This is a genomic window from Halomonas heilongjiangensis (assembly GCF_002879645.1).
Taxonomy (GTDB): Bacteria; Pseudomonadota; Gammaproteobacteria; order Pseudomonadales; family Halomonadaceae; genus Halomonas; species Halomonas heilongjiangensis.
On record NZ_PNRE01000065.1, the window covers coordinates 108,840 to 132,858 of the forward strand.

Genomic DNA, 24,019 nt, shown 5'->3' on the forward strand with positions numbered 1-24,019 from the left:
GAGCCCATGAGAGGAGCCGACGATGCGGGAGAACACACCATGCCAATGCCATTCCTGACCGCCTTCTCGACGCGGCGCTCAACCACCGGAGCCGTTGCCGGCGTCGTCCTGGTCGCGACGACCGGCTGTGCGTTCCCGCCGGCCCAGGCGGGCGACGCCGCGCCCCACCACGTCGGCCGGGGCGACTACGGCCGGGCGGTGACCACCGAGTCGGCGCAGGCCCAGGCGTACTTCGACCAGGGGCTCCGCCTGGCCTACGGTTTCGCCCGCGCACGGGCCGCTCGCTCGTTCCGGGCCGCCCAGGCGCATGATCCGGATTGCGCCCTGTGCTACTGGGGCGAGGCCTGGGCCCTGGGGCCCTACCAGAACAATCCCGGCGGCGTTGGCGACCACGAAGACGCCGCCCAGGCCGCGCGGCAGGCACTGGAGCGGGCCGATGGCGTCACCTCCTGGGAACTGGCGCTGATCGAGGCCATGGCCGCGCGCTACCCGGACCACCCAGACGACGACGTGGCGGCCGAGGGTTACGCCGAGGCCATGGCCGCCGCCGCGGCGACGCACGGCAACGACCCCGAGGTGCGCACCCTCCATGCCGAATCGCTGATGATGCTGCGTCCCTGGGACTTGATTGACGAGGATGGCCAGCCGTATCCCGTCGCGCACAGGGCGATCGCGGAGCTGGAGGCCGTTCTGGCGGCAGACCTCGAGCATCCCGGCGCCTGCCACCTGTACATCCACGCGGTGGAGGCCTGGGAGCCGCGGCGCGCCGAGGCCTGCGCGGACTTGCTGGCCGACGCCATTCCCGGCGTGAGCCATATCCAGCACATGCCCTCGCATATCTACATGAACATCGGCCGCTACGGCGATGCCGTGCGCGGCAACCAGAAGGCGCGGATGATGGACCAGGCCGCCCGGCACGGCGAGGCGGTCAGCGTCTATGCGGCGCACAACACGGCGATGCTGGTCTTCGCGGCCTGGATGGACGGGCAGAGCGGCGTGGCCCTGTCGGCCGCTCGGGACCTGGCCCGCGAACACCCCGCCATGGCGTTCCACCGCGAGCTGCAACTCGCCCGCTTCGGCCGCTGGGAGGCGCTGCTCGAGCGGGCGCCCGTGTCGGAAGAGGACTTCCCGTCCGCCATGGCACAGTTCGCCCGTGGGCTTGCCGCCCTGCGCACGGACGACCCACCCGGGGCCGGGGAGGCGCTGGAGGCGATCCGCCGCGTCCGCGACGAGACGCCGCAAGACGCCGCCTACCGCCGCGCCCTGCTCGGCATCGCCGAGCACATCCTGGCCGGCGAGATCGCCGCGGCCGACGGGCGGCAGGAAGACGCCGTGGCAGCGCTGCACGACGCGATCGTCCTGGAAGACGGCTTGCCCTATCGGGAGCCCGAGCCCTGGCCGATTCCGGCCCGTCATGTGCTCGGCGCGGTACTGCTCGAGGCGGATCGGCCCGAGGCGGCCGAGGCGGTCTACCGCGAAGCCCTGGAGATCCACCCGGACAACGGCTGGTCGCTGAAGGGCCTGGCGCAGAGCCTCGCCGCCCAGGGACAGGAGCAAGCGGCCGCCAGCGTCGAGGAGCAGTTCGAGGAGGCCTGGGCGCGAGCCGACGTCTGGCTGCCGGCGTCGCGCTTTTGAGCGGCTCAAGAGGGCGGCGTTCGAGTGCCGCATGTCCTGGCAGGTAGCGTGGCCCGCAGCAGCAGGTTGCGCGGGGTCAGGTCGCGCTCGCAGAAGGTGCCCAGCTCCACCGTGAAGCCGGCCTCCTCCAGCAGGTGCAGTCGGTCGAGGGCCAGCCACACCTCCAGCGGACGACGGAACAGGTGGCGGACGAGCTCCAGCCGTCGCACCTCGGCCTGGCGCCGCCACCCCGCCTGCTCGACTGTTGACCAGTCGACGGAGGCCGGCAGCGTCAGCCCCTTGCGCTCCGCCGCCCAGCGGCAGAAGCCGGCGAAGGTCCCGGGCAGGCGGCCATGGGCGAGGCTCGGCACCGGCAGGTAGGCGTCGCGACCGCGCAGCTCCCGCTGCAGCAGATCGAAGCCCAGCCGCCAGGCACCGGCCCGCTCGCGGCTCCGCCGCACGTGGCGCGGAGCGGTCACGGTCTCCTGCACGGCCAGGGCCAGATCGTCACGGGAAACTTCGAGGCCCTGGCGGCCGGCCAGGTCGCGGCCGAGCCGCGAGAGCGGCCGGTAATGCTCGGCCGCGGTGCGCTGGTAGCAGCACGGCGCCAGGGTCAGCGCACAACCGTGCTCCGCGGCGAGCTCCAGCAACCGGACGTGCAGATCGCCGCAGGCATGCAGCGCCACGACGTGGGTGTCGGGCGTCAGCCACCGGGCCGCGTCCGACGCCAGGACATCCTGTGGCTGCAGGTGCACCGCCGCGCCCAGGCGGTCGGCCAACGCCTGCCCTTCGTCGCACAGTAGCGGCTGCCACTCCAGCGCCGCGACCTCGGTCCCGTGCCAGCGGGCCAGGGTCCGTGCCAGGTGCCCCTTGCCCGCACACCACTCCACCAGCGACTGGCCCGGCGACCAGGCTAGCCGGGAGACGAAGGCCTCGATCTGCCGCCACTTGCGCCCGCCCACATGCTGGCTCCAGGGACCCGGCAGGTCGGTATCTCCAGCCGGCAGCTCGGGCAGCGCCACCAGCTCGCCCAGCTCCACCACCGGCAGCCATGACGAGAGCGGCGATGCCACGAAGGGGTCGGCCTGGAGCCTGTCGCAGGTCTCATCGGAGAGCGCGAGCAGCGCCTGCTCGAGCCCGGGAAGGTGCCCGGCCCAGGGAGGCCGGCGGTGCCGGAACGGCAACGGCCGCCAGACACCCTGCCACTCGGCGAGCAGCGCTGTGAGCCGCGTGAGGCGGTCGGCGTGGGAAATCGGCACGGCGTGAGCTCGAACTCCTAGATTGCGTTGCGCAGGCCCAGTTCATAGGGGTGCGGGTCCAGATAGGTCTGTCGGCGGACATAGTCCGAGCCGTGGCGCTTCACGTAGTGATGGATCAGGCGGATGGGCACCGCCAGGGGCACATGACCCAGGCGGTAGTCCTCCACCGTCCGCAGCAGGTCCCGCCGCGTTTCACCATCGAGCGCCTGCTTGAGGTAGCCCATCACATGCATCAGGGCATTGGTGTGGGTCTTGCGGGTGGCGGGGCGGGACAGCGCCGCCATGAAGCGCTCGAGATAGTGGCTCATCGCCTCCTCGAGCGGTCGCGCATGGGCCCCGGCCAGGTAACGGCCGAGTTCGCGGTAGGCTTCCATGTGGTGGGCCATCAGCAGGTACTTCTGGCGGCTGTGGAACTGCAGCAGCGCATGGTAGCCGGGGTCGGCCTCCACGTGCCGCTTCCAGTCGTCGAAGGCGTAGACCCGGGTGATGAAGTTCTCGCGCAGCACCGCATCGTTCATGCGCGCCTCCTCCTCCAGCGGCAGCTCGGGGAAGTGGCGGCGCAGGGCACGCACGAAGGCGCCCGAGTCGGCATGGCTCGGCATGCCGTTGGCGTGGTAGACCTTGACCCGCGCCAGCCCGCAGCTCGGTGATCCCTTCATCAGGATGAAACCGCGCAGATGGCGATGCCGGGCAACGAACTCCTCGCTCACCTCGGCCAGGGCCTCGGTGACATCCAGGCCAGGATCCCGGGTACCCACCACCCTCGGCGCCTCGCCGGGGACGCCCACCAGGCGAATCGGCTCACGCGGCACGCCCAAGCCCGCCGCCAGCTCGGGACAGAAGGGTTCGAAGCGGAAGCGCGCCTGCAGCACCTCCAGGCAGTAACGTGAACGCTTGTGCCCGCCGTTGTAGCGCACCGGCTCGCCCATCAGGCAGGCACTGATGCCGACCGGGATGCCCTCCGGGGCCGGGGTCTGCTCCGCCATGCTGCAACTCTCCTCGTCTCCTCGACACCACTCGACCTCTCGCGCCGGGACGGCACCATTGTCGCACAGCGACGGGCCGCTAGCGGACCAGCCCGCGCCGCTCATGCCACTCGGCGATACTCTCCTCGGGATAGCCGTCGAAACACTCGTCGCCGTCACGCACCGCGGGTTCCACCCAGCCGGCCTTGCTCTCCAGCAGGAGATGCACCCGCTCGGGCGGTACCGGCAGCTCGGTGTCGACCGCCGAGGCGAAGGGGTGCACCAGCTCCGGCCAGCGTGGGTCGTAGACCCAGAGCGCACTGGCACAGTGCGCACAGAAATGCCGCTCGCCGGGGCTCTCCTCGCCGTCGATCACGGCATGGTAGACCTTCTTGTTCACGGCTCCCTCGATCCTCAGGGTGTCGGCACGGCCGCTGAGGTTGATGGCATAGCCGCCGCCGCCCGCGGTCTTGCGGCAGATCGAACAGTAGCAGCGCTGGTAGGGATAGGGATGCGGTGACTCGACGCTGAAGCGTACCGCACCGCAGTGACAGGAACCTTCAAGCAACATGAATTCACCTCCAACGATCACGAGAGTCGGCACGAGCGCTCCGCTCCGGGGGCGCCCTCATGCCGGATAATGGACGGCCAACCATAGGGTGGCCCGCTCCGGTGCCGTCCACTTGACCCGGTGTTTCCGGTGAGCCGCTATCTCCAGGTGGTCGCCGGGCCCGAGCGTCACCTCCTCGCCGTCCTCGAACGCCAGGATGGCCCCGCCCTCGAGCACCAGCACCCATTCGTGCCATGACTGGTCATGCCACCCCTCGGCGGGGGAGCGGTGCCCGCGTGACACGATGCGCTCCACACGGACAGTCTCGCCACGCACAATCTCCTCGAACAGCTCGTCGTCGAGGTCGTCGGGAATCGATGCGAACAGGTTCTTCATCGGGCACTCACCTCCGCGATCTCGGCTCGGCATGTCGCCGACGACGCCTCAGCCGTTCGACGACTGCGTCACCAGCGGTTCGGTGGGAATCTCGCCCTCCTCGCCGAGCAGTACCCGGGACAGGAAGATCGCCACCCGCTTCCCGGCCTCCTCCGGGAAGTCGCCATGGCCGGCGCCCGGCACGGTGATGAAGTAGCTGGGCACGCCGGCATCGGTCAAGGCGACGTCCAGGCGAACGGCCTGATCGTAGGGCACCACGGTGTCCTCGTCGCCATGCAGGGTGAGCACCGGCGGATCACCGTCGCTCACATAGGTCACCGGCGACGCCCCGACGGCCTGCTCTTCGGTCTCCGGCAGTGCACTGCCCAGCAGCAGCGCTTCGGGCGCCTCGGGGCTCGACCGGTCGACGTCGCTGGGCTGATCGATCAGGGCGAGCATGTCCGTCACGCCGAAGAAGTTCACCACCGCCGCGACCTCGCTGGTCACCTCGTCGTAGGGGCCGAGATCGCCCTCCAGTTTCGGCTCGTCGCCGGTCATGCCGAGCATCAGGGCGAGATGGCCGCCCGAACTGCGGCCCCATACGGCCAGCCGGTCGGGGTCCAGGCCATGGGCGTCGGCATTCGCCTTGATCCAGCGAATCGCCGCCTTGCCATCGTGCAGCTGAGCGGGCCAGGTGGCCTCGTCCGACAGGCGATGGCCCACCGATACCGCGGCATACTCGCCACTGCGCACGAAGGGCATCACGTGGGCGGCGCCATCGGCCTTGTCGCCCCGGGACCAGCCACCGGCGTGGAAGAACACGATCACCGGCAGTGGCTCGTCGGCCGGGGCTTCCGGCAAGTAGAGATCGAGACGCTGACGGGGATTGTCGGTCTGCGCATAGGGCACGTCGAGCTCGAAGGTGATCGGCTCCTGCTCGAGCGCTTCCAGCGTCATCGCGCCGGTCGTGCCCGGGTCCGGCTCGTCGGTATCGGGCTGGGCGGATGCCGCGTTGACGCCCAGGGTGAGCACCAGGGCACTCAGAGCGAATCGGATCATCGAATATCTCCTGGATGGCTACCCGATCGAGACAGCCAATCCGAGCGAAGGTTGTCGGGCCGATGACGCTCGAGGTGCCCGCCTGCCTCGGCCCGTGCCGGCTAGGCCAGCAGATGAGGCTCCAGCCAGCGTCGCAACTGCGCCCCCTGCAACAGGCCCGGCTGGCGAGCCACCTCGTGGCCCTCGCGGAATACGATCAGCGTAGGGATACTGCGGATGCCGAAGCGCCCGGCCAGTGCCGGCTCGGCCTCGGTATCCAGCTTGGCGAAACGGATCCGCGGCTCCAGCTCGCGCGCCGCTGCGGCGAAGATCGGCGCCATCGTCTTGCACGGCCCACACCAGTTGGCCCAGAAATCCACCACTACCGGCAGTCCGCTGCGCTCGACCAGGGCACGGAAATTGCCAGCGGTCAGCTCGACCGGCTCACCGGTGAAGAGTGCTCGCTTGCATTTGCCACACCGCGGGGCGTCATGCAACCGTGCCTGACCGACGCGGTTGACGGCGCCACAGTGCGGGCATCCGAGGGTCAATGATTCGGGCATGGCACGGCTCCTGCGGGAAAGTGAGGTCGACTCCAAGATGGTGACGCTGGCACCGCACATCAAGGCTACCTCATGCCCGGGCCAGGCACTCCAGGTATCGCTCCGGCATTCGGGGCCACCGCAGACGCTTCAGGCCCGCCCAGAGGCTCACCTGGTTGGCGGTCAGCACCACCCGCCCGGCTTGCCGGTTCATCGTTGCCAGCCACCGCAGGGTGTTGACCGCGGTATCGGGAACCAGCAGCGGCACACCGGACTCCCCATGATCCCGGCCAAAGGTGCGCACCGCTTCGGTGATGTCGAGCCGATGCGAGTCCGCCGCATAGGGGCAGTCGAGTACCTCGAGATGCCCGACGTCCACACCACCTTCCCCCAGGAACTGTACCAGGCGACGGGTCACGTCCTCCGGGTAAGGGCTCAGCAGATCCACACGGCGCTGGCCCAATGCCGACAGCGCCTCATGAAAGGCGAGCGCCGTACTGGTCACCGGTACGCCCAGCGCCCTCCCCAGCGCGTCTGCCTGGGCCCTGGCCCACGCGAGCCCGCCGATGAAGCTGCCGCTGGTGCAGGCCCACACGACGGCCTGCGCCCCGGAGCGGCGGACCAGTGTCTCACCCACCGGCGACAGTCGATCCACCGCCCCCAGCGCCGTCAAGGCCGCCGGTTCATGGTGCCCGTCGCTCGGAATCTTTCCCACCTCGATCCGGGGCAGGTCCGCGGCGGCGGAAGTCCCTGGCGTGCCCAACCCATACCACTCGTAATCGGTCGGCCCGTCCTCGGGAAGCAGGATTCCCAGGCACTGATCAGGCGACATCGTCGTTCTCCCCGTCGGTCGATGCTGTAGCCGCGCCGGACCAGCATAGCGCGTTGTCCCGGACTCGGCAGGAGGGGCCGGCGGTTACGGTCCGGCCCACCGAGGTGATATCGTCCCCTCCATTCACCCATCAGGAGGCGTCATGTCACAGAAGATCTACTGCACCGCCAGTTTCAAGCCCAGGCCCGGCAGGGAAGAGGCCGTGTTCAGGGCGCTGCAGGCGCTGGAACCCAACGCCCACCGCGAGGACGCCTGCCTGCTCTATACCGTGACGCGCCATATCGACAACCCCTTCGCCCGGGGCCAGAGCTACCCCATCGTCTTCCACGAGATCTGGGCCAACCGAGATGCCTTCGAGGCCCACTGCCAGCGCCGCGAGATCCGCGCGTTCTTCGAGGTGCACCTCGAATCCCCCGACGGCGACATCGAAGACGCCAACGTCTGCGTCTATACCGACGAGCCGGTGGACTACGACGCTCCGCAGGTGTAACCACCATGCCCCATGTCGACGTCACGGTCATCTCCGACGCCATCTGTCCCTGGTGTTTCATCGGCAAGCGCCACCTGGCGCTGGCCCTGGCCGACTTGCCCGACGAAATCGCCGTCAGCGTGGCGTGGCAGCCCTTCGAGCTCAACCCGGCGATGCCACCGGGCGGCATGTCGCGCCGTGACTACCGCACCGCCAAGTTCGGCTCCTGGGAACGCTCCCTGGCGCTGGATGCCCAGGTGGAGGCGGCCGCCCGCGGTGCCGGGATCGAGATCCACCACGAGCGCATGACGCGCACCCCCAACACCTTCGCTGCCCACCGGCTGATCTGGCTGGCCGGCAGGCATGGCGTGCAGCAGTCGGTGGTCGACGAGCTGTTCGCGCGCTATTTCGTGAACGGCGAGGATATCGGCGATGCCCGCGTGCTCGCCGACGCCGCTGATGCCGGAGGCCTGTACGGCGTGGACGTGCCAGCGTTTCTCGAGAGCAGAGAGGGGGGTGACCGAGGTACGTGGCGCGCTGGCCCACGCCCGCCGGCTCGGCATCGGCGGCGTGCCGATGTTCATCATCAATGGCCAGACCGCCCTGTCGGGTGCCCAGCCCCCCGAGGTGCTGCGCGAAGCCATAGTCGGGGCCAGTTGAGCGCCGCCTATCGACATCGCCACCGCTGGTACGTCGACTATCTCGCCGGCCCCTGTGATTCCTCGATACATCCCCTCTCTTCCCGGAGGCCCGGACCATGAACACCCCCGCCATCGCCGTCACCCGAACGCCGCTGGTAGCCGTCTATGGCACGCTGAAGCGTGGGCTGCGCAACCACCACTGGCTCCATGGCGCCGACTTCCTGGGCAAGGATATCCTCACCACGGCCACGCTCTATGACCTCGGGCCCTTCCCGGGCGCCAAGCCGGAGCCCTCCCGGGGCATCGAGGTCGAAGTCTTTCGCGTCACGGCCCAGCAACTGGCCGGGCTCGACCGGCTGGAAGACTACCGCGTCAGGTATCCGAAGCACGGCGATTTCGACCGCGCCATTCACACGACCGCATTCGGGCCCGCCTGGCTCTATCTCTACAACCACGAGGTGACGGGATGCAGCGTGATCCGCGAGGGTCCCTGGTTCCCGCGCCAACCCGGAGGCCGCCACGTTGTGGTATAACGAGCGGCTCCGCAAGGACACGCCCTTACACCACAAGGAGCATACCGTGGGACGACTCTTCTCTCTCATCATCATCGCCGGCCTGGCCTATGGCGGGCTCTACGTTTACTACGGCGTGGCCGTCAAGCAGGAGGTCGAGCAGGCGATGGCCGACCGCGGCCTCACCGCCCTCGAGGTGGAGCGTATCGACTATACCCCGTTGGCCCCGCTGAGCACCCGGGCGACGGTCTCGGCCGACGTCACCTACCGCGGCGCCGAGGCCACGGTGGAACTCCGCCTCACCGGCCACCCGCTGTTCTCCGATGAGCTACGCATGGAGCTGGACGGGTTGCAGGCGCTGCGGCTACGGATAGGGAGCGGTGACTAGACAGGGGCGGGCATGTCGACCCGGGGCGGGAACGTCATGCTATCCTTCCCGGACCTTCAACCGGCATCCATGCCGACCTTTCAGGAGAGCAACATGGCCAGGGCAACCGCACGTCATATTCTGGTGGACAGCGAAGAGAAGTGTCAGGCACTCAAGGCCGAGATCGAAGGCGGTCGCGACTTCGCCGAAGTGGCCCGCGAGAACTCCACCTGCCCCTCCAGCCGCCAGGGCGGCGATCTGGGCAGCTTCGGCCCGGGCCAGATGGTCCGCGAGTTCGACGAGGTAGTGTTCTCGGGTGAGCTCAACAAGGTGCACGGCCCGGTGAAGACCCAGTTCGGCTACCACCTGCTGGAGATCACCAGCCGATCGTGAGCCGCCGCTGCCGACAGCGTTCGAACGCCGCGCCGGGGAGACCAGCGCGGCGTTTGGCGTTGTGGGTAATGGGCAGTGTATCGCCGACCATCCCGCGCTAGGATGGGAATGCTTCGCCACTCACTCCAACAGGATTCACCGATGAACGACGATACCTTCCATCAGAGCATCCGCAAGCTGTTGAAGAACGTGGGCGTGAGATCCCAGCAGGCGATCGAGCAGGCCGTGCAGCAGGCACTCGCCGAGGGCCGGCTCAAGGGTGACGAATCGCTGCCGGCGAGTGTGCGGGTGAGGGTCGCCGGCCTGGAACTCGATCTCGAGTTCGAGGGGGACATCACCCTTGAGTGAGACACCGATGATCCGCGTCGAGGGGGTATCGAAGACCTTCGCCGGGGGGTTCCAGGCGCTGAAGAGTGTCGACCTGGAGATCCGCCGCGGCGAGATCTTCGCCCTGCTCGGCCCCAACGGCGCGGGCAAGACCACCCTGATCAGCGTGATCTGCGGGCTGGTCAACGCCAGCGCCGGCCGGGTACTGGTGGATGGCCACGACAACGTGCTCGACTACCGTGCCGCCCGCCAGATGATCGGCCTGGTCCCCCAGGAGCTGACCAACGAGGCCTTCACCACGGTGTGGGACACGGTGAGCTTCAGCCGCGGGCTGTTCGGCAAGCCGAAGGACCCGGGCCACATCGAGAAGGTGCTGCGGTCCCTGACCCTGTGGGAGAAGCGTCGCAACCGCCAGCTGGAGCTCTCCGGCGGCATGAAACGCCGGGTGCTGATCGCCAAGGCGCTGGCCCACGAGCCCCAGGTGCTGTTTCTCGACGAGCCCACCGCCGGCGTCGACGTGGAGCTGCGTCGCGAGATGTGGGAGGTGGTGCGGGGGCTGCGCGACCAGGGGGTGACCATCATCCTCACCACCCACTACATCGAGGAGGCCGAGGAGATGGCCGACCGCATCGGGGTGATCCGTCGCGGCGAGATCGTGCTCGTCGAGGAGAAGGGGGCCCTGATGCGCCAACTGGGCAGCAAGGAGCTGACCCTGCACCTGCACGAGCCGCTGGACGCCGTGCCGGAATCGCTGGCCGGCCATGCCCTGGCACTCGTCGACGATGGCCATGCGCTGGTCTACAGCTACGACGCCGCCAGCCAGGAGGACGGCTCGACCATCTCTGGGCTGCTGGCCGACCTCGAGGCGGTGGGGCTGCGGGTCAAGGACCTGCATACCCGCCAGAGTTCGCTGGAGGACATCTTCGTCAGCCTGGTCCGGGAGCGCGCATGAACCTGCAATCCGTCAAGACCCTCTACCTCGCCGAGATGGCCAGAAGCCTGCGCACCATGCTGCAGAGCATCGTCTCGCCGGTGATCTCCACCTCGCTCTATTTCGTGGTGTTCGGCGCTGCGATCGGCACGCGCATCACCGAGGTCGACGGCGTGAGCTACGGTGCCTTCATCGTGCCCGGCCTGATCATGCTGATGCTGCTGACCCAGAGCGTCGCCAATGCCTCCTTCGGCATCTTCTTCCCACGCTTCTCGGGCACCATCTATGAGGTCCTCTCGGCGCCGATGTCCTACTTCGAGGTGGTGATCGGCTATGTCGGTGCGGCGGCCACCAAGTCGCTGATCCTGGGTGCCATCGTGCTGGTCACGGCGCGCCTGTTCGTGCCCTACTCGATCGACCACCCGGTCACGATGCTGCTGTTCCTGGTGCTCACGGCGGTGACCTTCAGCCTGCTCGGCTTCATCATCGGGGTCTGGGCCGACGGCTTCGAGAAGCTGCAGCTGGTGCCGCTGCTGGTGATCACCCCGCTGACCTTCCTCGGCGGCACCTTCTACTCCATCGACATGCTGCCGCCCTTCTGGCAGGTGGTGACGCTCTTCAATCCGGTGGTCTACCTGATCAGCGGCTTCCGCTGGAGCTTCTACGGCATCAGCGACGTCAGCCCGGTGATCAGTCTGGGCATGATCCTGCTGTTCCTGGGCGTCGCCCTGGCGGTGGTGGCCTGGATCTTCAGGAGCGGCTATCGACTGAAGCCCTGACGCGGGGGTTCTTGATATGAGCCCTGATCCGGGTTTCGACGACAGCCCCAGGGCGGGTATCATCGCGCCTCGCCAACCCGCCAGGAGCCCCCATGCCGATTCTGCACAGCATCGTCCATCGCATCGACAAGGAGACCGGCGAGACGCCGGCGACGCTCGCCCCGGCCACGGCCGAGCTGCCCCCCTCGCCTGCCCTGGACGACCTGCTGGAAGGCATCAACAAGGCCTACCACGCCAAGCCCAAGGCCTGGGGCCACTTTCTCGCCGACGGTGACGAGGGAGACGCCGGAAGCGGATCCTCTGTCTTTCCCGCGTCACTGGTCGCCTATCTCGATGACGAACGGGACTTCGTCGCCTTCAGCCGTGAGCTGGGGGAGCGCATCACCGCCCTGGTCGCAGCCCACCTGTCGCTCTCCGGCCACCTGCTGGTGGCCCATACCCGACAGGGCGATACCCAGTACCTGACCCTGGCACTGCTGCACCATCGCGAGGGCTTCGGCATCGGCGACGACCTGGCCGTCGCCCCGGTGCACCAGTTGAACCTGCCCCAGATGAGCCTGGCCGCGCGGCTCAACCTGAGCCAGTGGCGCGGTGCCTCGCCCTCGAAGCAGTACCTCTCCTGGACCCGCGACCGCGGCGGTCGCAAGCTCGCCGAGGGCTTCGCCGACCTGCTGGGTGCCACCGAAGGCGTCGACGCCACCGGCGAGACCCGTACCCTGCTCAAGGCCTTCAGCGACTATGTCGAGAGCGAGGACATGCCCGAGGAGCAGAGTCGCGAGAAGACCGAGGCGCTGATCGGCTACGCCAGCGACCAGGCCAGCCGCGGTGAGCCAATGACCCTGGAGGAGCTCTCGGAGGTGCTCGACGAGCAGCAGCCGAAGGCCTTCTTCGACCATATCCGCAACGCCGATTACGGGCTTTCGCCGGAGATCCCGCCGGACAGGAAGACCCTCAACCAGTTCCGCCGCTTCACCGGCCGCGCCGGTGGCGTCTCGATCAGCTTCGACTCCCACCTGCTCGGTTCCAGCATCGAGTACGACGAGGCCGCCGACCGGTTGATCATCAAGCAGGTGCCCAAGCAGTTACGCGAACAGCTCAAGCGGCAGGGTGGATGACGTCCACGCCAGTGGACCAAAGTGTGAGGCCATCGACACGCCTGATTTTTTTCATCCTCGGTCTGAGCCCGATCTACCGAACCCCGATCCGAGGGACACCACACCCACATGACGCAAGTGTTTAACCCGACGGGAAAAGCTGGGCGATAATGAGAAACAAGGCTTAGTACTCCGCTCACCCATCGGCTGTCGGCATTCTCTTACAAGCTGCGTTAAGTTCTGCCCGAGTGGCCTCTCGGGTCGCTGGCAGACCGCATCGTTCTTGGCCATGCTTGTTCCGGCGCCCTCAATCAAGTTAGATGTCGGCGCCCTCCAAACCCGCAGGATCACAACACGACGGAAGGCATCCGGCACACCGTTGCCGATCCAGGTGGATGCCGCGACCTCAAGGAATGTGCCGCATGGCTGCTGGCAAGACCGACATTGGGGGTTCGACTGAACTGAGCTGGCGTGCCGAGTTTCATGACTCGGCCCTGGAAGCCCTCTTCCGCCGTACCATGCAGGCACATGACGCCTGCCAGATGCGCCACGCCCTGTGGGTGGCCGCCGGCCTGTTTCTCGCCTTCAGCGTGGCCGACTACCACCTGCTGGGCTTCGGCAGCGCCTTCTTCGTGCTGATCACCATGCGAACATCGGTGGCACTGGCCTGCATCCTGCTGGCCCTCGCGTTGAGGAAGCGAACCGCCCTGGCGCAGCGCCCCCTGCCGATCAACCTGATCTGCCTGCTCGGCATCAGCACCCTGCTGCTGACCATCCCGCTGCGACCTGCCCCCGACGGTATTCACCTCGCCTCGATCGTGGTCGCCAGCATGGCGCTCTACCTGTTCGTGCCCAACCGGCTGCCCTGGATGCTGCTCTGGAATGCCTACCTGGTCACCGGCTTCTCCATCGTCGTGCCGCTGTGGGATCCCCTTCCCGGCGGACTGATGGCCACCAGCCTGCTGCTGCTGGGGTTCGTCAACCTGCTGGGCTGGATGAGCGTGCTCCGCCTGAACCGGCTCCAACGCGAACAGTTCGCCTCGCTGCTGGAAGAGCGCGCCATCAATCGGCAGCTACAGGCCGAGATCGAGGAACGCAGCCAGCTGGAGGAGCGGCTGCGTTACATGGCCAGCACCGACGACCTGACCGGGATCGCCAACCGCCGCCGTTTCTTCGAGCTGGCCGAGCGGGAGTTACGTCGCGCGCAGCGCGACCACTCCCCCCTGGTGCTGTGCATGGTCGATATCGACCTGTTCAAGAGCCTCAACGACCGCCATGGCCATGCGGTGGGCGACATCGTGCTGACGACCGTGGCGGACTGCTGCCAGTCGGTACTGCGCGAGACCGACATCATCGGCCGCTATGGCGGCGAGGAATTCGTCATCGCCCTGCCCAAGGCCAATCTGTATACCGCCACGACCATCGCCGAACGGTTGCGCGAGCGGGTCGCCAGCCTGTCGCTGCCGATGGTGCCCGATCGGCATTCGCTGTCGGTGACGGTGGGCATCAGCCGGGTCGAACCCGGGGAGACACGGCTCGACCCGGCCCTGCTGCGTGCCGACCAGGCCCTCTACGACGGCAAGGCCCGGGGCCGCAACTGTGTGGTGGTCGCCCACCACGGCCCCTCGCTGTCCGCCATGGAGGCCTGATGGCGGCCTCAGAACTCGATGAGCCGGTCCGGCACGAACCGTGCCGGCTCGAATTCACCGGGGTAACCGCCGGGCGCGAGGTGCAGGTCCGAGAGGATTCTCGGGCGCATTTCCACTCTCCTTGAAACGATGGCAGCGACGCCGGGCTGTGGTTGCCGGGTCACGGTGTTTCGAACTAGCTTGAGTGCTAGACCGTCATGCGTCGTGATGAAGGCTTATCACATGTCGGCAGCAGGATCTCTTGCCATGCAGGACGAGGAACGAGCGACTCGGCAAAGGCCGGTGGTGATGATTACCGGTGCCGCTGGCGGCATCGGCACCGCCCTGACGCGCAGCCTGAAGCGCGACTACCGGATCATCGGCCTGGACATGCAGCTCGCCGAAGCGGCCGACGACAGCTACGAGTTCGACCTGACCGACATCGATGCCATCAAGGAGGCGATGGACAAGATCCGCGACCGCCACGGCAGGGACATCGCCGCCGTGGTGCACCTCGCCGCCTACTTCGACTTCACCGGCGAGGAGTCTCCGCTCTACGAGAAAGTCAACGAACAGGGCACCCGGAACCTGCTCGAAGCGCTCGAGGGCATGAGCGTCGAGCGCTTCATCTACTCCAGCACCATGCTGGTCCACGAGCCGCAGGTGCCGGGGCACCGGGTCAGCGAGGACACGCCGATCGGCCCGACCTGGCCCTACCCGCAATCCAAGGCCAAGACCGAGGCGGTGATCCGCGAACATGCCACGATGCCCTATACGCTGCTGCGCCTGGCCGGCATGTACGACGAGAAGACCAGCGTACCCACCCTGTCGCACCAGATCGCACGCATCTACGAGCACACCTTCAAGAGCCACTTCTACTCGGGCAACACCAACGCCGGCCAGGCCTGTGTGCACAAGGAAGACATGATCGACGCCTTCCGCCGCACCATCGATCGGCGCCGCGAGCTGCCCGAGCACAACGAGATCCTCGTCGGCGAGGAGCATGCCGTCAGCTACGAGGCACTGCAGAACCGCCTGGGCGAGCTGATCCACGGCAAGAAGACGTGGAAGACAGTGGTGATGCCCAAGCCGCTGGCCAAGACCGGCGCGCTGCTCGAGGAAATAAGCGAGCCGCTGGTGCCGGACGACTTCGACAAGGGCGAGAAGCCCTTCATCCGGCCCTTCATGATCGACATGGCCGACGACCACTACGAGCTCGACATCCGCCGTGCCCGCGAGCAGCTCGGCTGGGCGCCCCGCCACGAGGTCTTCGACACGCTCGACGCCATGGTCGACAACCTGCTCGCCGACCCCCACGACTGGTATGAGGCCAACGGCATCACCCCGCCCGACTGGATCGAGGAGGCCGAGGAAAAAGGTGTGAATGCGGAGCGGGTACTGGAAGATTACCAGGCCCACACTCAGCGCGAGCACTACCGCTTCCTGTGGGCCCACTTCTTCAACGTCGGCCTGGGTGCCTGGCTGGTGGCCTCCCCCGCCACGCTGGGCTACGGCGGTGGCATGGCCTTCAGCGACATGGCCTCTGGGTTGCTGCTGGCGCTGTTCGGCGCCCTCTCGCTGTCGCTGAAGCTGAGCTGGGCACGCTTTGCCTGCGCTGCCGTTGGCCTATGGGTGCTGTTCGCCCCGCTGGTGTTCTGGAGCGAGAGTGCCGCGGCCTACCTCAACGGCACTATCGTCGGTACCCTGGCCATCGGCTTCTCGGCCCTGGTGCGACCGGCGCCGGGGATCTCGCCCACGGCGGCGATGACCGGCCCCACCATGCCGCCCGGCTGGAACAACAACCCCTCGAGCTGGTTCCAGCGTATGCCGATCATCGTGCTGGCCTTCGTCGGCTTCTTCGTCTCGCGCTATCTTGCCGCCTACCAGCTCGGCCACATCGACGCGATATGGGACCCGTTCTTCGGCGGCACCCGCGGCGGGCTCAACGGTACCGAGGACATCATCACCTCCGAGGCCTCCGAGGCCTGGCCGGTGCCGGATGCCGGGCTGGGCGGCATCGTCTACATGCTCGAGATCCTGCTCGGCTTTATCGGCGCCGCCAACCGCTGGCGCACCATGCCCTGGATCGTCGCCTCGTTCGGCGTGCTGATCGTGCCGCTCGGCGTGGTCTCGGTGACCTTCATCATCATCCAGCCGATCCTGATCGGCACCTGGTGCACCCTGTGCCTGATCCAGGCCGGTGCGATGCTGCTGCAGATCGCCTACGCCTTCAACGAGTTCGTCGCCACCGGCGAGTTCCTCAAGCGGCGCCACAAGGCCGGCGCCCCGGTGCTCAAGATCTTCTTCACCGGCGACACCGACGAAGGCCCCGACGAGTCGCCGGACGAGGACTTCCAGCGCAAGCCGGGGGCCATCGTCGGCGACGCGCTCGGCACCGGCGTGAACCTGCCCTGGAACCTGGCGCTGTGCATCCTGATCGGTGCCTGGCTGATGGTCACTCGTATCACGTTCGGTGCCGAGGGCGCCCTGGCCAACTGGGACCACCTGGTGGGCGCCTTGATCATCACCGTATCCATCATCGCCATGGCCGAGGCGGCCCGTCCGGCACGCTGGCTGCTGATCCCGCTGGCTGCCATGCTGTTCTTCACGCCCTTCCTGCACGGGGCCGGCATGCTGGCCACCGTCAACAGCCTGGCCTGCGGTGCGGTCGTGATCGCGCTCAGCCTGCGCCGCGGGCCGATTCGCGGCGAGTACGGCAGCTGGAGCCGGCTGCTGGGGTAGCCCGAATCGCGGCATCTGCAGCCGAAGGCATCCCCCCCGCGGAGGCCGGGGGCGATGCCGGCGCCACCACCGGGTTCGCCATGCATGTCGTGGCGGACACTGCTAAGGTGCCCCTTCCCGCCACCGCTCCGCTCGAGGCGCCTCATGAGCCTACCGCCGGATCCGCGCATCCTGCTGCGACTGCTGGGGTTGCTGCGCCCTTACCGTTGGCGCCTGGTGCTGGCCGGCCTCGCCCTGCTGGCCGCCGCCTCCAGCGTGTTGCTGCTCGGCCAGGGGCTGCGCCTGGTGATCGACCAGGGCTTCCTGGCCGAGGATCTCACCCGACTCAACCAGGCGCTCGTCATGATGCTCGCCGTGGTGACCGTACTGGCCTGCGCCTCGGCGCTGCGCTACTACCTGGTGACCTGGATCGGCGAACGCCTGGCCGCCGATCTGCGCCGCCGGGTCTTCGACCACTTGCTCGAGCTGGAACCGGGGTTCTTCGAAAGCGCCCTCCATGGGGACAGGGGAGCCGGCGAGATCTCGGCGCGACTGACCGCCGACACCAGCGTGCTTCAGAGCCTGTTCGGTTCGTCGGTCTCGCTGGCCCTGCGCAACCTGCTGATGCTGCTCGGGGCGGTGAGCCTGATGCTGGTCACCCAGCCGTGGCTCTCGGCCATCGTGCTGCTCGGCATTCCGGCCACGGTGCTGCCGATCCTCTGGTTCGGTCGGCGGGTCCGCCGGCTCTCCCGCTACAGCCAGGACCGGGTGGCGGAGCTGGGCCGCTACGCCGGTGAGTCGCTGGCCGGCATCCGCACCGTGCAGGCCTTCAACCACGAGGCCATGGCGCGACGCGACTACGGCAGGCGCGTCGAGGAGGCCTTCGCCAGCGCCGTCGAGCGTACCCGCCAGCGCGCCTGGCTCACCGGCATCGCCATGCTGGTGGTCTTCGCCGCCGTCGGCGTGATGCTGTGGCAGGGTGGCCAGGCGGTGCTGGCCGGCGGCATGACCGCCGGCCAGCTCTCCGCCTTCGTCTTCTATGCGGTGCTGGCCGCCGGGGCCGTCGCCGCCCTGGCCGAAGTCGCCGGCGACGTGCAGCGTGCCGCCGGGGCCGCCGAGCGGCTGCTGGAACTGCTCGATACCCGGCCGTGCATCCAGGCCCCGGCCAGCCCCACCCCCCTGCCCGACCCCGTGGCCGGCGACATTCGTCTGGACGGGGTGAGCTTCACCTATCCGGGCCGCGAGGTACCGGCACTCCAGCGGCTCGACCTGCATGTCCGTCCCGGCGAGCGGATCGCCCTGGTCGGCCCCTCGGGCGGCGGCAAGAGCACCCTGCTCGCCCTGCTGCTGCGATTCCATGACCCCGACAGCGGCACGCTACGGCTCGACGGCATCGACCTGCGTGACCTGGCACCCCGCTCGCTGCGCCGTGCCATGGGGCTGGTCTCCCAGGAGCCGACGCTGTTCACCGGCACCGCTGCCGAGAACCTGCGTTACGGCAACCCCGAGGCGAGCCAGGACGCACTCCACGACGCGGCTCGTGACGCCAACGCCCTGGCGTTCATCGAGGCCCTGCCCCACGGCTTCGACACCCCCCTGGGGCCCGGTGGCGTGCAGCTGTCCGGCGGTCAGCGCCAGCGCCTGGCGATCGCCCGGGCACTGCTCAAGAACCCGCGGGTACTGCTGCTCGACGAGGCCACCAGCGCCCTGGACGCCGAGAGCGAACGCCTGGTACAGCAGGCCCTCGATCGCCTGATGCAGGGGCGCACCAGTATCGTGATCGCCCACCGCCTGGCGACGGTGGTCGCCGCCGATCGCCTTCTGGTCCTCGACGGGGGCCGTCTGGTTGCCGCCGGGCGCCATTCGGAACTGCTCGAGACCAGCCCGCTCTACCGTCATCTCGCCGAGCTGCAGTTCGGGCGGCAATCCGGTGAAGGGACGAGAAGCACCGCTTGCCGGCCTCCGCGCTGAGCCGGCAGCGGCCCCATCGGCTCGAATGGCGGCATGGCCACCCGCCTGGCGGGCTCCCCGACGAGCATCGCCGTGCCGGCAGGCACATAAAAAAGGCCCCCCGAAGGGGACCAGGTTGGAGCACGCCAGCTCACTCGTTGCATCCCTTGCGGCACAGTGGCATGACCGCAAACGACGTGGAGACCGGAGTCGGGATCTAACCGCGTCCGGTATCCGTCTATCCTACACAATGCCAACCCCATACCAGAAGAAATAAATCCCCATTAAATCATATAATTAATGAGACAATCATCACCCGCCGCCGCGCTCCACAGTGACCACGGTGGTTTTTTGCACCACAGCAAAGCCGTTTCGATGCCGCACCGCGTCATGGTAGCGCATCCGCCGGGGGGATCGACACGCAGCGAAGGCTGGCGGTCGGCCACTTGCTGGAAATGCCCTCGGTCGCGCATGCTGGGTGTCTCCCCGACTGCACCGGAGACTCGACATGAACCAGCCTCGCCTCGGCTTCATCGGCCTCGGGCTGATGGGCCATCCCATGACGCGTCGGCTGCTGGAGGCCGATTTCGATGTCACCGTGTGGAATCGCACGCCGGAGAAGGCCAATGACCTGCGCGACGCCGGCGTACGCGTGGCGGACTATATCGGTGAACTGGTGGAGAGCGTCGACGTGGTGATGCTCTGCCTGGCCGACACCGACGTCGTGGACGAGGTGGTCTTCGGCACCGAGGGCGTGGCCGCCTACGCCCGACCCGACCAGCTGCTGGTCGACTTCTCCAGCAGCGACCCGGCCGCGACCCGAGATTTCGCCGCCCGCCTCGAGAGCGAGGCCGGCATGCGCTGGGTGGACGCGCCGGTATCGGGTGGCGTGGCCGGGGCCGAGGCCGGCACGCTGGCGATCATCTGCGGTGGCGAGAACGACGACATCGAGGCCCTTCGCCCCCTTCTCGCCCCACTCGCCGCCCGGGTGACCCATATGGGGCCGGTGGGCAGCGGCCAGGTCACCAAGGTGTGCAACCAGATGATCGTCGGCTGCCAGGCCGCGGTGATCGCCGAGATGGTGGCGCTCGCCGAGGCCAGCGGCGTCGACGCCGGTCGCCTCACCGAGGCCCTCGCCGGCGGTTTCGCCGACTCGAAGCCCTTTCGGATCCTCACGCCGCGCATGGCGGCAAGCGACTTCGAGGCACCGGCCTGGCACCTGCGTACCCTGCTCAAGGATCTCGACATGGCGGTGGCCCAGAGCCAGCGCAGCGGCAGCGCCACGCCCATGAGCGGCCTGGCCGCCCAGCTGATGCGCGCCCATGCCAACCAGGGCCATGCCGAGCTCGACCCGGCGACCCTGGTGGAGGCGTACCGCCCGTCGCGGCGGCAGTAATTTGTCGCCGCCGCCCCCCTTACGTACACTCGTTTGATTTCCTGATCCTCCTTCCGACGACCGAGCCGAGGCGCGACCCATGGCGTTTGATTCCACTTCCACCTATGTGGCCACCGAGGCCCTCAAGCAGGCGGTGAATGCCGCCGTGACCCTCGAGCGACCGCTGCTGGTCAAGGGCGAGCCCGGCACCGGCAAGACCCTGCTCGCCGAGGAGCTGGCCAGCTCGCTTAACACCCGGCTGATCACCTGGCATATCAAGTCCACCACCAAGGCAGCCCAGGGGCTCTACGAGTACGACGCGGTGAGCCGCCTGCGCGACTCCCAACTGGGCGTGGAGGGCGTCGAGAACGTGGCCAACTACATCAAGCCCGGCAAGCTGTGGGAGGCCTTCACCGCCGACGAGCGGGTGGTGCTGCTGATCGACGAGATCGACAAGGCCGACATCGAGTTCCCCAACGACCTGCTCCAGGAGCTGGATCGCATGGAATTCCATGTCTTTGAAACCGGCGAGACCATCTCCGCTCGTCATCGGCCGATCATCGTCATCACCTCGAACAACGAGAAGGAGCTGCCCGACGCCTTCCTGCGCCGCTGCTTCTTCCACTACATCGAGTTCCCCGACCGCCAGACCATGGCCGCCATCGTCGACGTGCACTTCCCCGACATCGCGCCGAAGCTGGTCGGCGAGGCACTGGAGGTGTTCTTCGAGCTGCGCCAGGCGCCGGGCCTGAAGAAGCGGCCCTCCACCTCGGAGCTGGTCGACTGGCTGAAGCTCTTGATGAGCGACGAGCTCGCCCGGGAGGCGCTCTACCACCGCGATCCGGTGAAGGCGATCCCGCCGCTCGCCGGCGCGCTGGTGAAGAATGAACAAGATACCCAACTCCTCGAGCGGCTGGCGTTCATGATGCGCCGCCAGGGCAACCAGAGGCGCTGAGCGATGTTCATCGGCCTGTTCGAGACCCTCAAGCGCCACGGCGTCCCGGTGTCGCTGCGCGAACTGCTCGACCTGCATGCGGTCGTGGAGCGAGGCGTGGTGTTCGCCGACATGGAGGCCTTCTACCAACTGGCGCGCACCGTGATGGTCAAGGACGAGCGCCATTTCGACCGCTTCGATCGCGCCTTCGCCGCCTGGTTCGAGGGGCTGGAGAGCCTCGACGCCGCCATCGAGGCGCTGATTCCCGACGACTGGCTGCGCCGCGAGTTCGAGAAGCAGCTCTCCGAGCAGGAGAAGGCCCGGATCGAGTCGCTGGGCGGGCTGGAGAAACTGATCGAGACCTTCAAGGAGCGGCTCGAGGAGCAGCAGGAGCGCCACGCCGGCGGCAACAAGTGGATCGGCACCGGCGGCACCAGCCCCTTCGGCGCCTATGGCTACAACCCCGAGGGCATTCGCATCGGCCAGGACGGTTCGCGCCATCGCCGCGCGGTGAAGGTGTGGGACGAGCGCCGCTTCCGCGACTACGACGACTCGCTCGAGCTGGGTACCCGCAATATCAAGATGGCCCTGAGGCGGCTGCGCAAGTTCGCCCGCCAGGGGGCCGCGGAGGAGTTCGACGTCGACGCCACCATCCGCGACACCGCCCGCGACGCCGGCCTGCTCAACGTACGCATGCGCCCCGAACGCCACAACGCGGTGAAGGTGCTGCTGCTGCTCGACGTGGGCGGCTCCATGGATGACCACATCCGCACCTGCGAGGAGCTCTTCTCGGCGGCGCGCTCGGAGTTCAAGCACCTGGAGCCTTACTACTTCCACAACTGCGTCTATGAGGGGCTGTGGCGGAACAATTATCGCCGCACCAGCGAGCGCATCCCCACCCTGGACGTGCTGCACACCTACGGGCGCGACTACCAGGTGGTGATCGTCGGCGACGCCGCCATGTCGCCGTACGAAGTGACCCATCCCGGCGGCAGCGTGGAACATTTCAACGACGAGCCCGGGGCGGTGTGGTTGAAGCGCCTGGCCGACAAGTTCCCGCGCCTGGCCTGGCTCAATCCCATGCCGCCGCGGGCCTGGGAGTTCACCCACTCCACCCAACTGATCCGCCGGCTGATCGACGACCGCATGTACCCGATGACGCTGGAAGGGCTGGAGATGGCCATGCGGGAACTGGATAAATAGCCCTTAAAGGCTATTTTTCCTATTTATAGCCTTTAAGGGTTATTGATTGGCGACATAGCCTTGCATGGCTATACTGAAGGCGCTTGCTCGAGGAGCGCCTGCATGCCCCAGCAAAACGCCAAGACCCAACGCATCGCCGTGCTCACCGGCGACGTGATCGACTCGCGCAAGGTGAGCGATCGACAACACCTCTATCGAGTGCTGGACGACACCCTGGCCGCCCTGGCCAAACGCCAGGGGGGCCGCGCCGAGCGCTTTCGCGGCGACGGTTTCCAGCTCGCCCTGCCCCACGCTCGGCATGCGATGACGGCGGCCATCGCCCTGCGCGCCGCACTGATCGAGCACTCCGAACCCGAGCAGCGCTGGGACGCACGCATCGCCGTGGCGGTGGGGCCGGCCGAATGGCACGCCGACCTGCGGGTGGCCGAGGCCGACGACGAGCCCTTCGTGGCGTCGGGTCGCCACCTGGACGCCCTGAGCGAATGCGCCGATCATCTCGCGTTGACACTGCTCGACGAACCCGACGATGGTAGCCTGGCGCTGCTGCTGCGCTACCTGGACGACCTGGTGGCGAGCTGGTCGCACTACTCGGCGGAGGTGGTGCACCTGAGCCTCGAGCGGGAGCTGTCCCAGCAGGCCATGGCCGAGCGGCTCGGCATCCGCCAGCCCAGCGTGCACAAGCGCCTGCGGGCGGCACGCTGGCCGCTGCTCAGCGATACCCTCGCCTATCTCGAGACGCGCCTGGCCGACAAGGACGCACGCCAATGAGCCCGAACGAACTCTCCCTGCTGCTGGGGCTGGTACTGGCCCACCTGATCGGCGACTTCGTGCTGCAGCCGCGCCACTGGGTCGAGGAGCGCGTACGCCGGTTGCACCGCTCGCGCCACCTGCTCTATCACATCGCCGTGCATGGCTGCCTCACCGCGCTGACGCTGCTGGTCGCGGCCCAGCTCATGCCAGGCTCGCCCGGTCTGCCGGCGGTGCTCACCGGTGCCCTGGGGGTTGCCGCCAGCCACTGGCTGATCGATCTCATCAAGGCCAGGCTGCCCGGCAAGCTGCGCTGGTTCCTGCTCGACCAGGCGCTGCACCTGGTGGTGCTGTGCGTGTTGTGGCTGGCCTGGCTCGGCAGCCTGGCGCCGCTCGAGTCACTCGGTGCCTGGCTGCTCTCGCCCACGGTGCTCGGCGTGGCCGCGGCCTACCTGATCGTGACGCGCCCCTTCTCGTTCGCCATCGCCATGGTGATGAAGCGCTGGAGCAGCCAGTTGGAGGACACCGGCACCCTGGCCCAGGCCGGTGCACGCATCGGCATGCTCGAACGCCTGCTGGTGCTCTCCCTGGTGCTGCTGGACCAGCTCACCGCGGTGGGTTTCCTGCTCACCGCCAAGTCGGTGTTGCGCTACGGCGACCTGCGCGACTCCAAGGATCGCAAGCTGACCGAATACGTGCTGCTGGGTACCCTGGTGAGCGTCGCCTCGACCCTGGTGCTGGGCCTGACCCTACGCCTGCTGCTGGAGACCTGA

25 protein-coding genes are annotated in these 24,019 nt (G+C 67.8%); 18 read left to right on the forward strand and 7 right to left on the reverse strand.

All coding sequences use genetic code 11. The features are described from left to right. The first annotated feature begins 39 nt into the window (after window positions 1-39). A complete protein-coding gene (locus C1H66_RS14970) occupies window positions 40-1,635 on the forward strand; it encodes a tetratricopeptide repeat protein (protein ID WP_146010734.1) in 1,596 nt (531 codons plus the stop codon). A gap of 5 nt (window positions 1,636-1,640) precedes the next feature. On the opposite strand, the gene C1H66_RS14975 is transcribed toward C1H66_RS14970, so the two are convergent. From C1H66_RS14975 to C1H66_RS15005, 7 genes are all read right to left on the reverse strand, one after another. After that, the gene (locus tag C1H66_RS14975) at window positions 1,641-2,873 is read right to left on the reverse strand and encodes a methyltransferase (RefSeq protein WP_102628678.1); all 1,233 of its coding nucleotides are present in this window, start codon (window positions 2,871-2,873) and stop codon (window positions 1,641-1,643) included. Between the two features lie 17 nt (window positions 2,874-2,890). Next, a complete protein-coding gene (locus C1H66_RS14980) occupies window positions 2,891-3,859 on the reverse strand; it encodes a YbgA family protein (RefSeq protein WP_102628679.1) in 969 nt (322 codons plus the stop codon). Between the two features lie 79 nt (window positions 3,860-3,938). Continuing rightward, window positions 3,939-4,409 (reverse strand): GFA family protein, encoded by a 471-nt coding sequence (locus C1H66_RS14985; RefSeq protein WP_102628680.1) that lies wholly within the window; start codon window positions 4,407-4,409, stop codon window positions 3,939-3,941. Window positions 4,410-4,466: 57 nt separating this feature from the next. Beyond that, window positions 4,467-4,784, reverse strand: a complete 318-nt coding sequence (locus C1H66_RS14990) for a cupin domain-containing protein (RefSeq protein ID WP_102628681.1) — start codon at window positions 4,782-4,784, stop codon at window positions 4,467-4,469. A gap of 48 nt (window positions 4,785-4,832) precedes the next feature. Further along, window positions 4,833-5,822, reverse strand: coding sequence for an alpha/beta hydrolase (locus C1H66_RS14995; protein ID WP_102628682.1), 990 nt, complete (start codon window positions 5,820-5,822; stop codon window positions 4,833-4,835). 101 nt (window positions 5,823-5,923) lie between these two features. Further along, window positions 5,924-6,364, reverse strand: coding sequence for a thioredoxin TrxC (gene trxC, locus C1H66_RS15000; RefSeq protein WP_102628683.1), 441 nt, complete (start codon window positions 6,362-6,364; stop codon window positions 5,924-5,926). Window positions 6,365-6,434: 70 nt separating this feature from the next. Then, window positions 6,435-7,175 (reverse strand): aspartate racemase/maleate isomerase family protein, encoded by a 741-nt coding sequence (locus C1H66_RS15005; RefSeq protein ID WP_102628684.1) that lies wholly within the window; start codon window positions 7,173-7,175, stop codon window positions 6,435-6,437. A gap of 142 nt (window positions 7,176-7,317) precedes the next feature. Between C1H66_RS15005 and C1H66_RS15010 the strand changes: the two genes are divergently transcribed. The 17 genes from C1H66_RS15010 to C1H66_RS15090 all read left to right on the forward strand — a co-directional run bounded on the left by C1H66_RS15010 (window position 7,318) and on the right by C1H66_RS15090 (window position 24,019). After that, window positions 7,318-7,665: a putative quinol monooxygenase gene (locus tag C1H66_RS15010; protein ID WP_102628685.1), complete on the forward strand. Its 348-nt coding sequence runs from the start codon at window positions 7,318-7,320 to the stop codon at window positions 7,663-7,665. Window positions 7,666-7,670: 5 nt separating this feature from the next. Beyond that, window positions 7,671-8,405, forward strand: a complete 735-nt coding sequence (locus C1H66_RS15015) for a DsbA family oxidoreductase (protein ID WP_205738673.1) — start codon at window positions 7,671-7,673, stop codon at window positions 8,403-8,405. After that, window positions 8,402-8,818, forward strand: coding sequence for a gamma-glutamylcyclotransferase family protein (locus C1H66_RS15020; protein WP_102628686.1), 417 nt, complete (start codon window positions 8,402-8,404; stop codon window positions 8,816-8,818). Before C1H66_RS15015 ends, C1H66_RS15020 begins: the two co-directional genes overlap by 4 nt. 46 nt (window positions 8,819-8,864) lie before the next feature. Further along, entirely contained in the window at window positions 8,865-9,185 is a 321-nt protein-coding gene (locus tag C1H66_RS15025) for a hypothetical protein (RefSeq protein ID WP_102628687.1), read from the forward strand. A gap of 93 nt (window positions 9,186-9,278) precedes the next feature. Further along, a complete protein-coding gene (locus C1H66_RS15030; protein WP_102628688.1) occupies window positions 9,279-9,557 on the forward strand; it encodes a peptidylprolyl isomerase in 279 nt (92 codons plus the stop codon). A 141-nt stretch (window positions 9,558-9,698) separates the two neighbouring features. Further along, window positions 9,699-9,905, forward strand: coding sequence for a DUF6494 family protein (locus C1H66_RS15035; RefSeq protein WP_102628689.1), 207 nt, complete (start codon window positions 9,699-9,701; stop codon window positions 9,903-9,905). Window positions 9,906-9,912: 7 nt separating this feature from the next. Then, entirely contained in the window at window positions 9,913-10,836 is a 924-nt protein-coding gene (locus C1H66_RS15040) for an ABC transporter ATP-binding protein (RefSeq protein WP_102628690.1), read from the forward strand. After that, window positions 10,833-11,594: an ABC transporter permease gene (locus C1H66_RS15045; RefSeq protein ID WP_102628691.1), complete on the forward strand. Its 762-nt coding sequence runs from the start codon at window positions 10,833-10,835 to the stop codon at window positions 11,592-11,594. Before C1H66_RS15040 ends, C1H66_RS15045 begins: the two co-directional genes overlap by 4 nt. A 92-nt stretch (window positions 11,595-11,686) precedes the next feature. Then, a complete protein-coding gene (gene yejK, locus C1H66_RS15050; protein ID WP_102628692.1) occupies window positions 11,687-12,709 on the forward strand; it encodes a nucleoid-associated protein YejK in 1,023 nt (340 codons plus the stop codon). A 401-nt stretch (window positions 12,710-13,110) separates the two neighbouring features. After that, window positions 13,111-14,337: a GGDEF domain-containing protein gene (locus tag C1H66_RS15055; RefSeq protein ID WP_170064159.1), complete on the forward strand. Its 1,227-nt coding sequence runs from the start codon at window positions 13,111-13,113 to the stop codon at window positions 14,335-14,337. Between the two features lie 246 nt (window positions 14,338-14,583). Next, window positions 14,584-17,058 (forward strand): vitamin K epoxide reductase family protein, encoded by a 2,475-nt coding sequence (locus tag C1H66_RS15060; protein ID WP_102628694.1) that lies wholly within the window; start codon window positions 14,584-14,586, stop codon window positions 17,056-17,058. Window positions 17,059-17,202: 144 nt separating this feature from the next. Beyond that, the gene (locus C1H66_RS15065) at window positions 17,203-19,008 is read left to right on the forward strand and encodes an ABC transporter transmembrane domain-containing protein (RefSeq protein ID WP_102628695.1); all 1,806 of its coding nucleotides are present in this window, start codon (window positions 17,203-17,205) and stop codon (window positions 19,006-19,008) included. A 457-nt stretch (window positions 19,009-19,465) separates the two neighbouring features. Further along, window positions 19,466-20,383, forward strand: coding sequence for an NAD(P)-dependent oxidoreductase (locus C1H66_RS15070; RefSeq protein WP_276308843.1), 918 nt, complete (start codon window positions 19,466-19,468; stop codon window positions 20,381-20,383). Between the two features lie 79 nt (window positions 20,384-20,462). Further along, window positions 20,463-21,317: an AAA family ATPase gene (locus C1H66_RS15075; protein WP_102628697.1), complete on the forward strand. Its 855-nt coding sequence runs from the start codon at window positions 20,463-20,465 to the stop codon at window positions 21,315-21,317. A 3-nt stretch (window positions 21,318-21,320) separates the two neighbouring features. Next, window positions 21,321-22,499 carry a vWA domain-containing protein gene (locus C1H66_RS15080; protein WP_102628698.1) on the forward strand — a complete coding sequence of 393 codons (1,179 nt, stop codon included), beginning with the start codon at window positions 21,321-21,323 and terminating at the stop codon, window positions 22,497-22,499. 102 nt (window positions 22,500-22,601) lie between these two features. Further along, window positions 22,602-23,267 carry a hypothetical protein gene (locus C1H66_RS15085; protein ID WP_102628699.1) on the forward strand — a complete coding sequence of 222 codons (666 nt, stop codon included), beginning with the start codon at window positions 22,602-22,604 and terminating at the stop codon, window positions 23,265-23,267. After that, the gene (locus C1H66_RS15090) at window positions 23,264-24,019 is read left to right on the forward strand and encodes a DUF3307 domain-containing protein (protein WP_102628700.1); all 756 of its coding nucleotides are present in this window, start codon (window positions 23,264-23,266) and stop codon (window positions 24,017-24,019) included. The genes C1H66_RS15085 and C1H66_RS15090 overlap by 4 nt, the downstream gene beginning before the upstream one ends.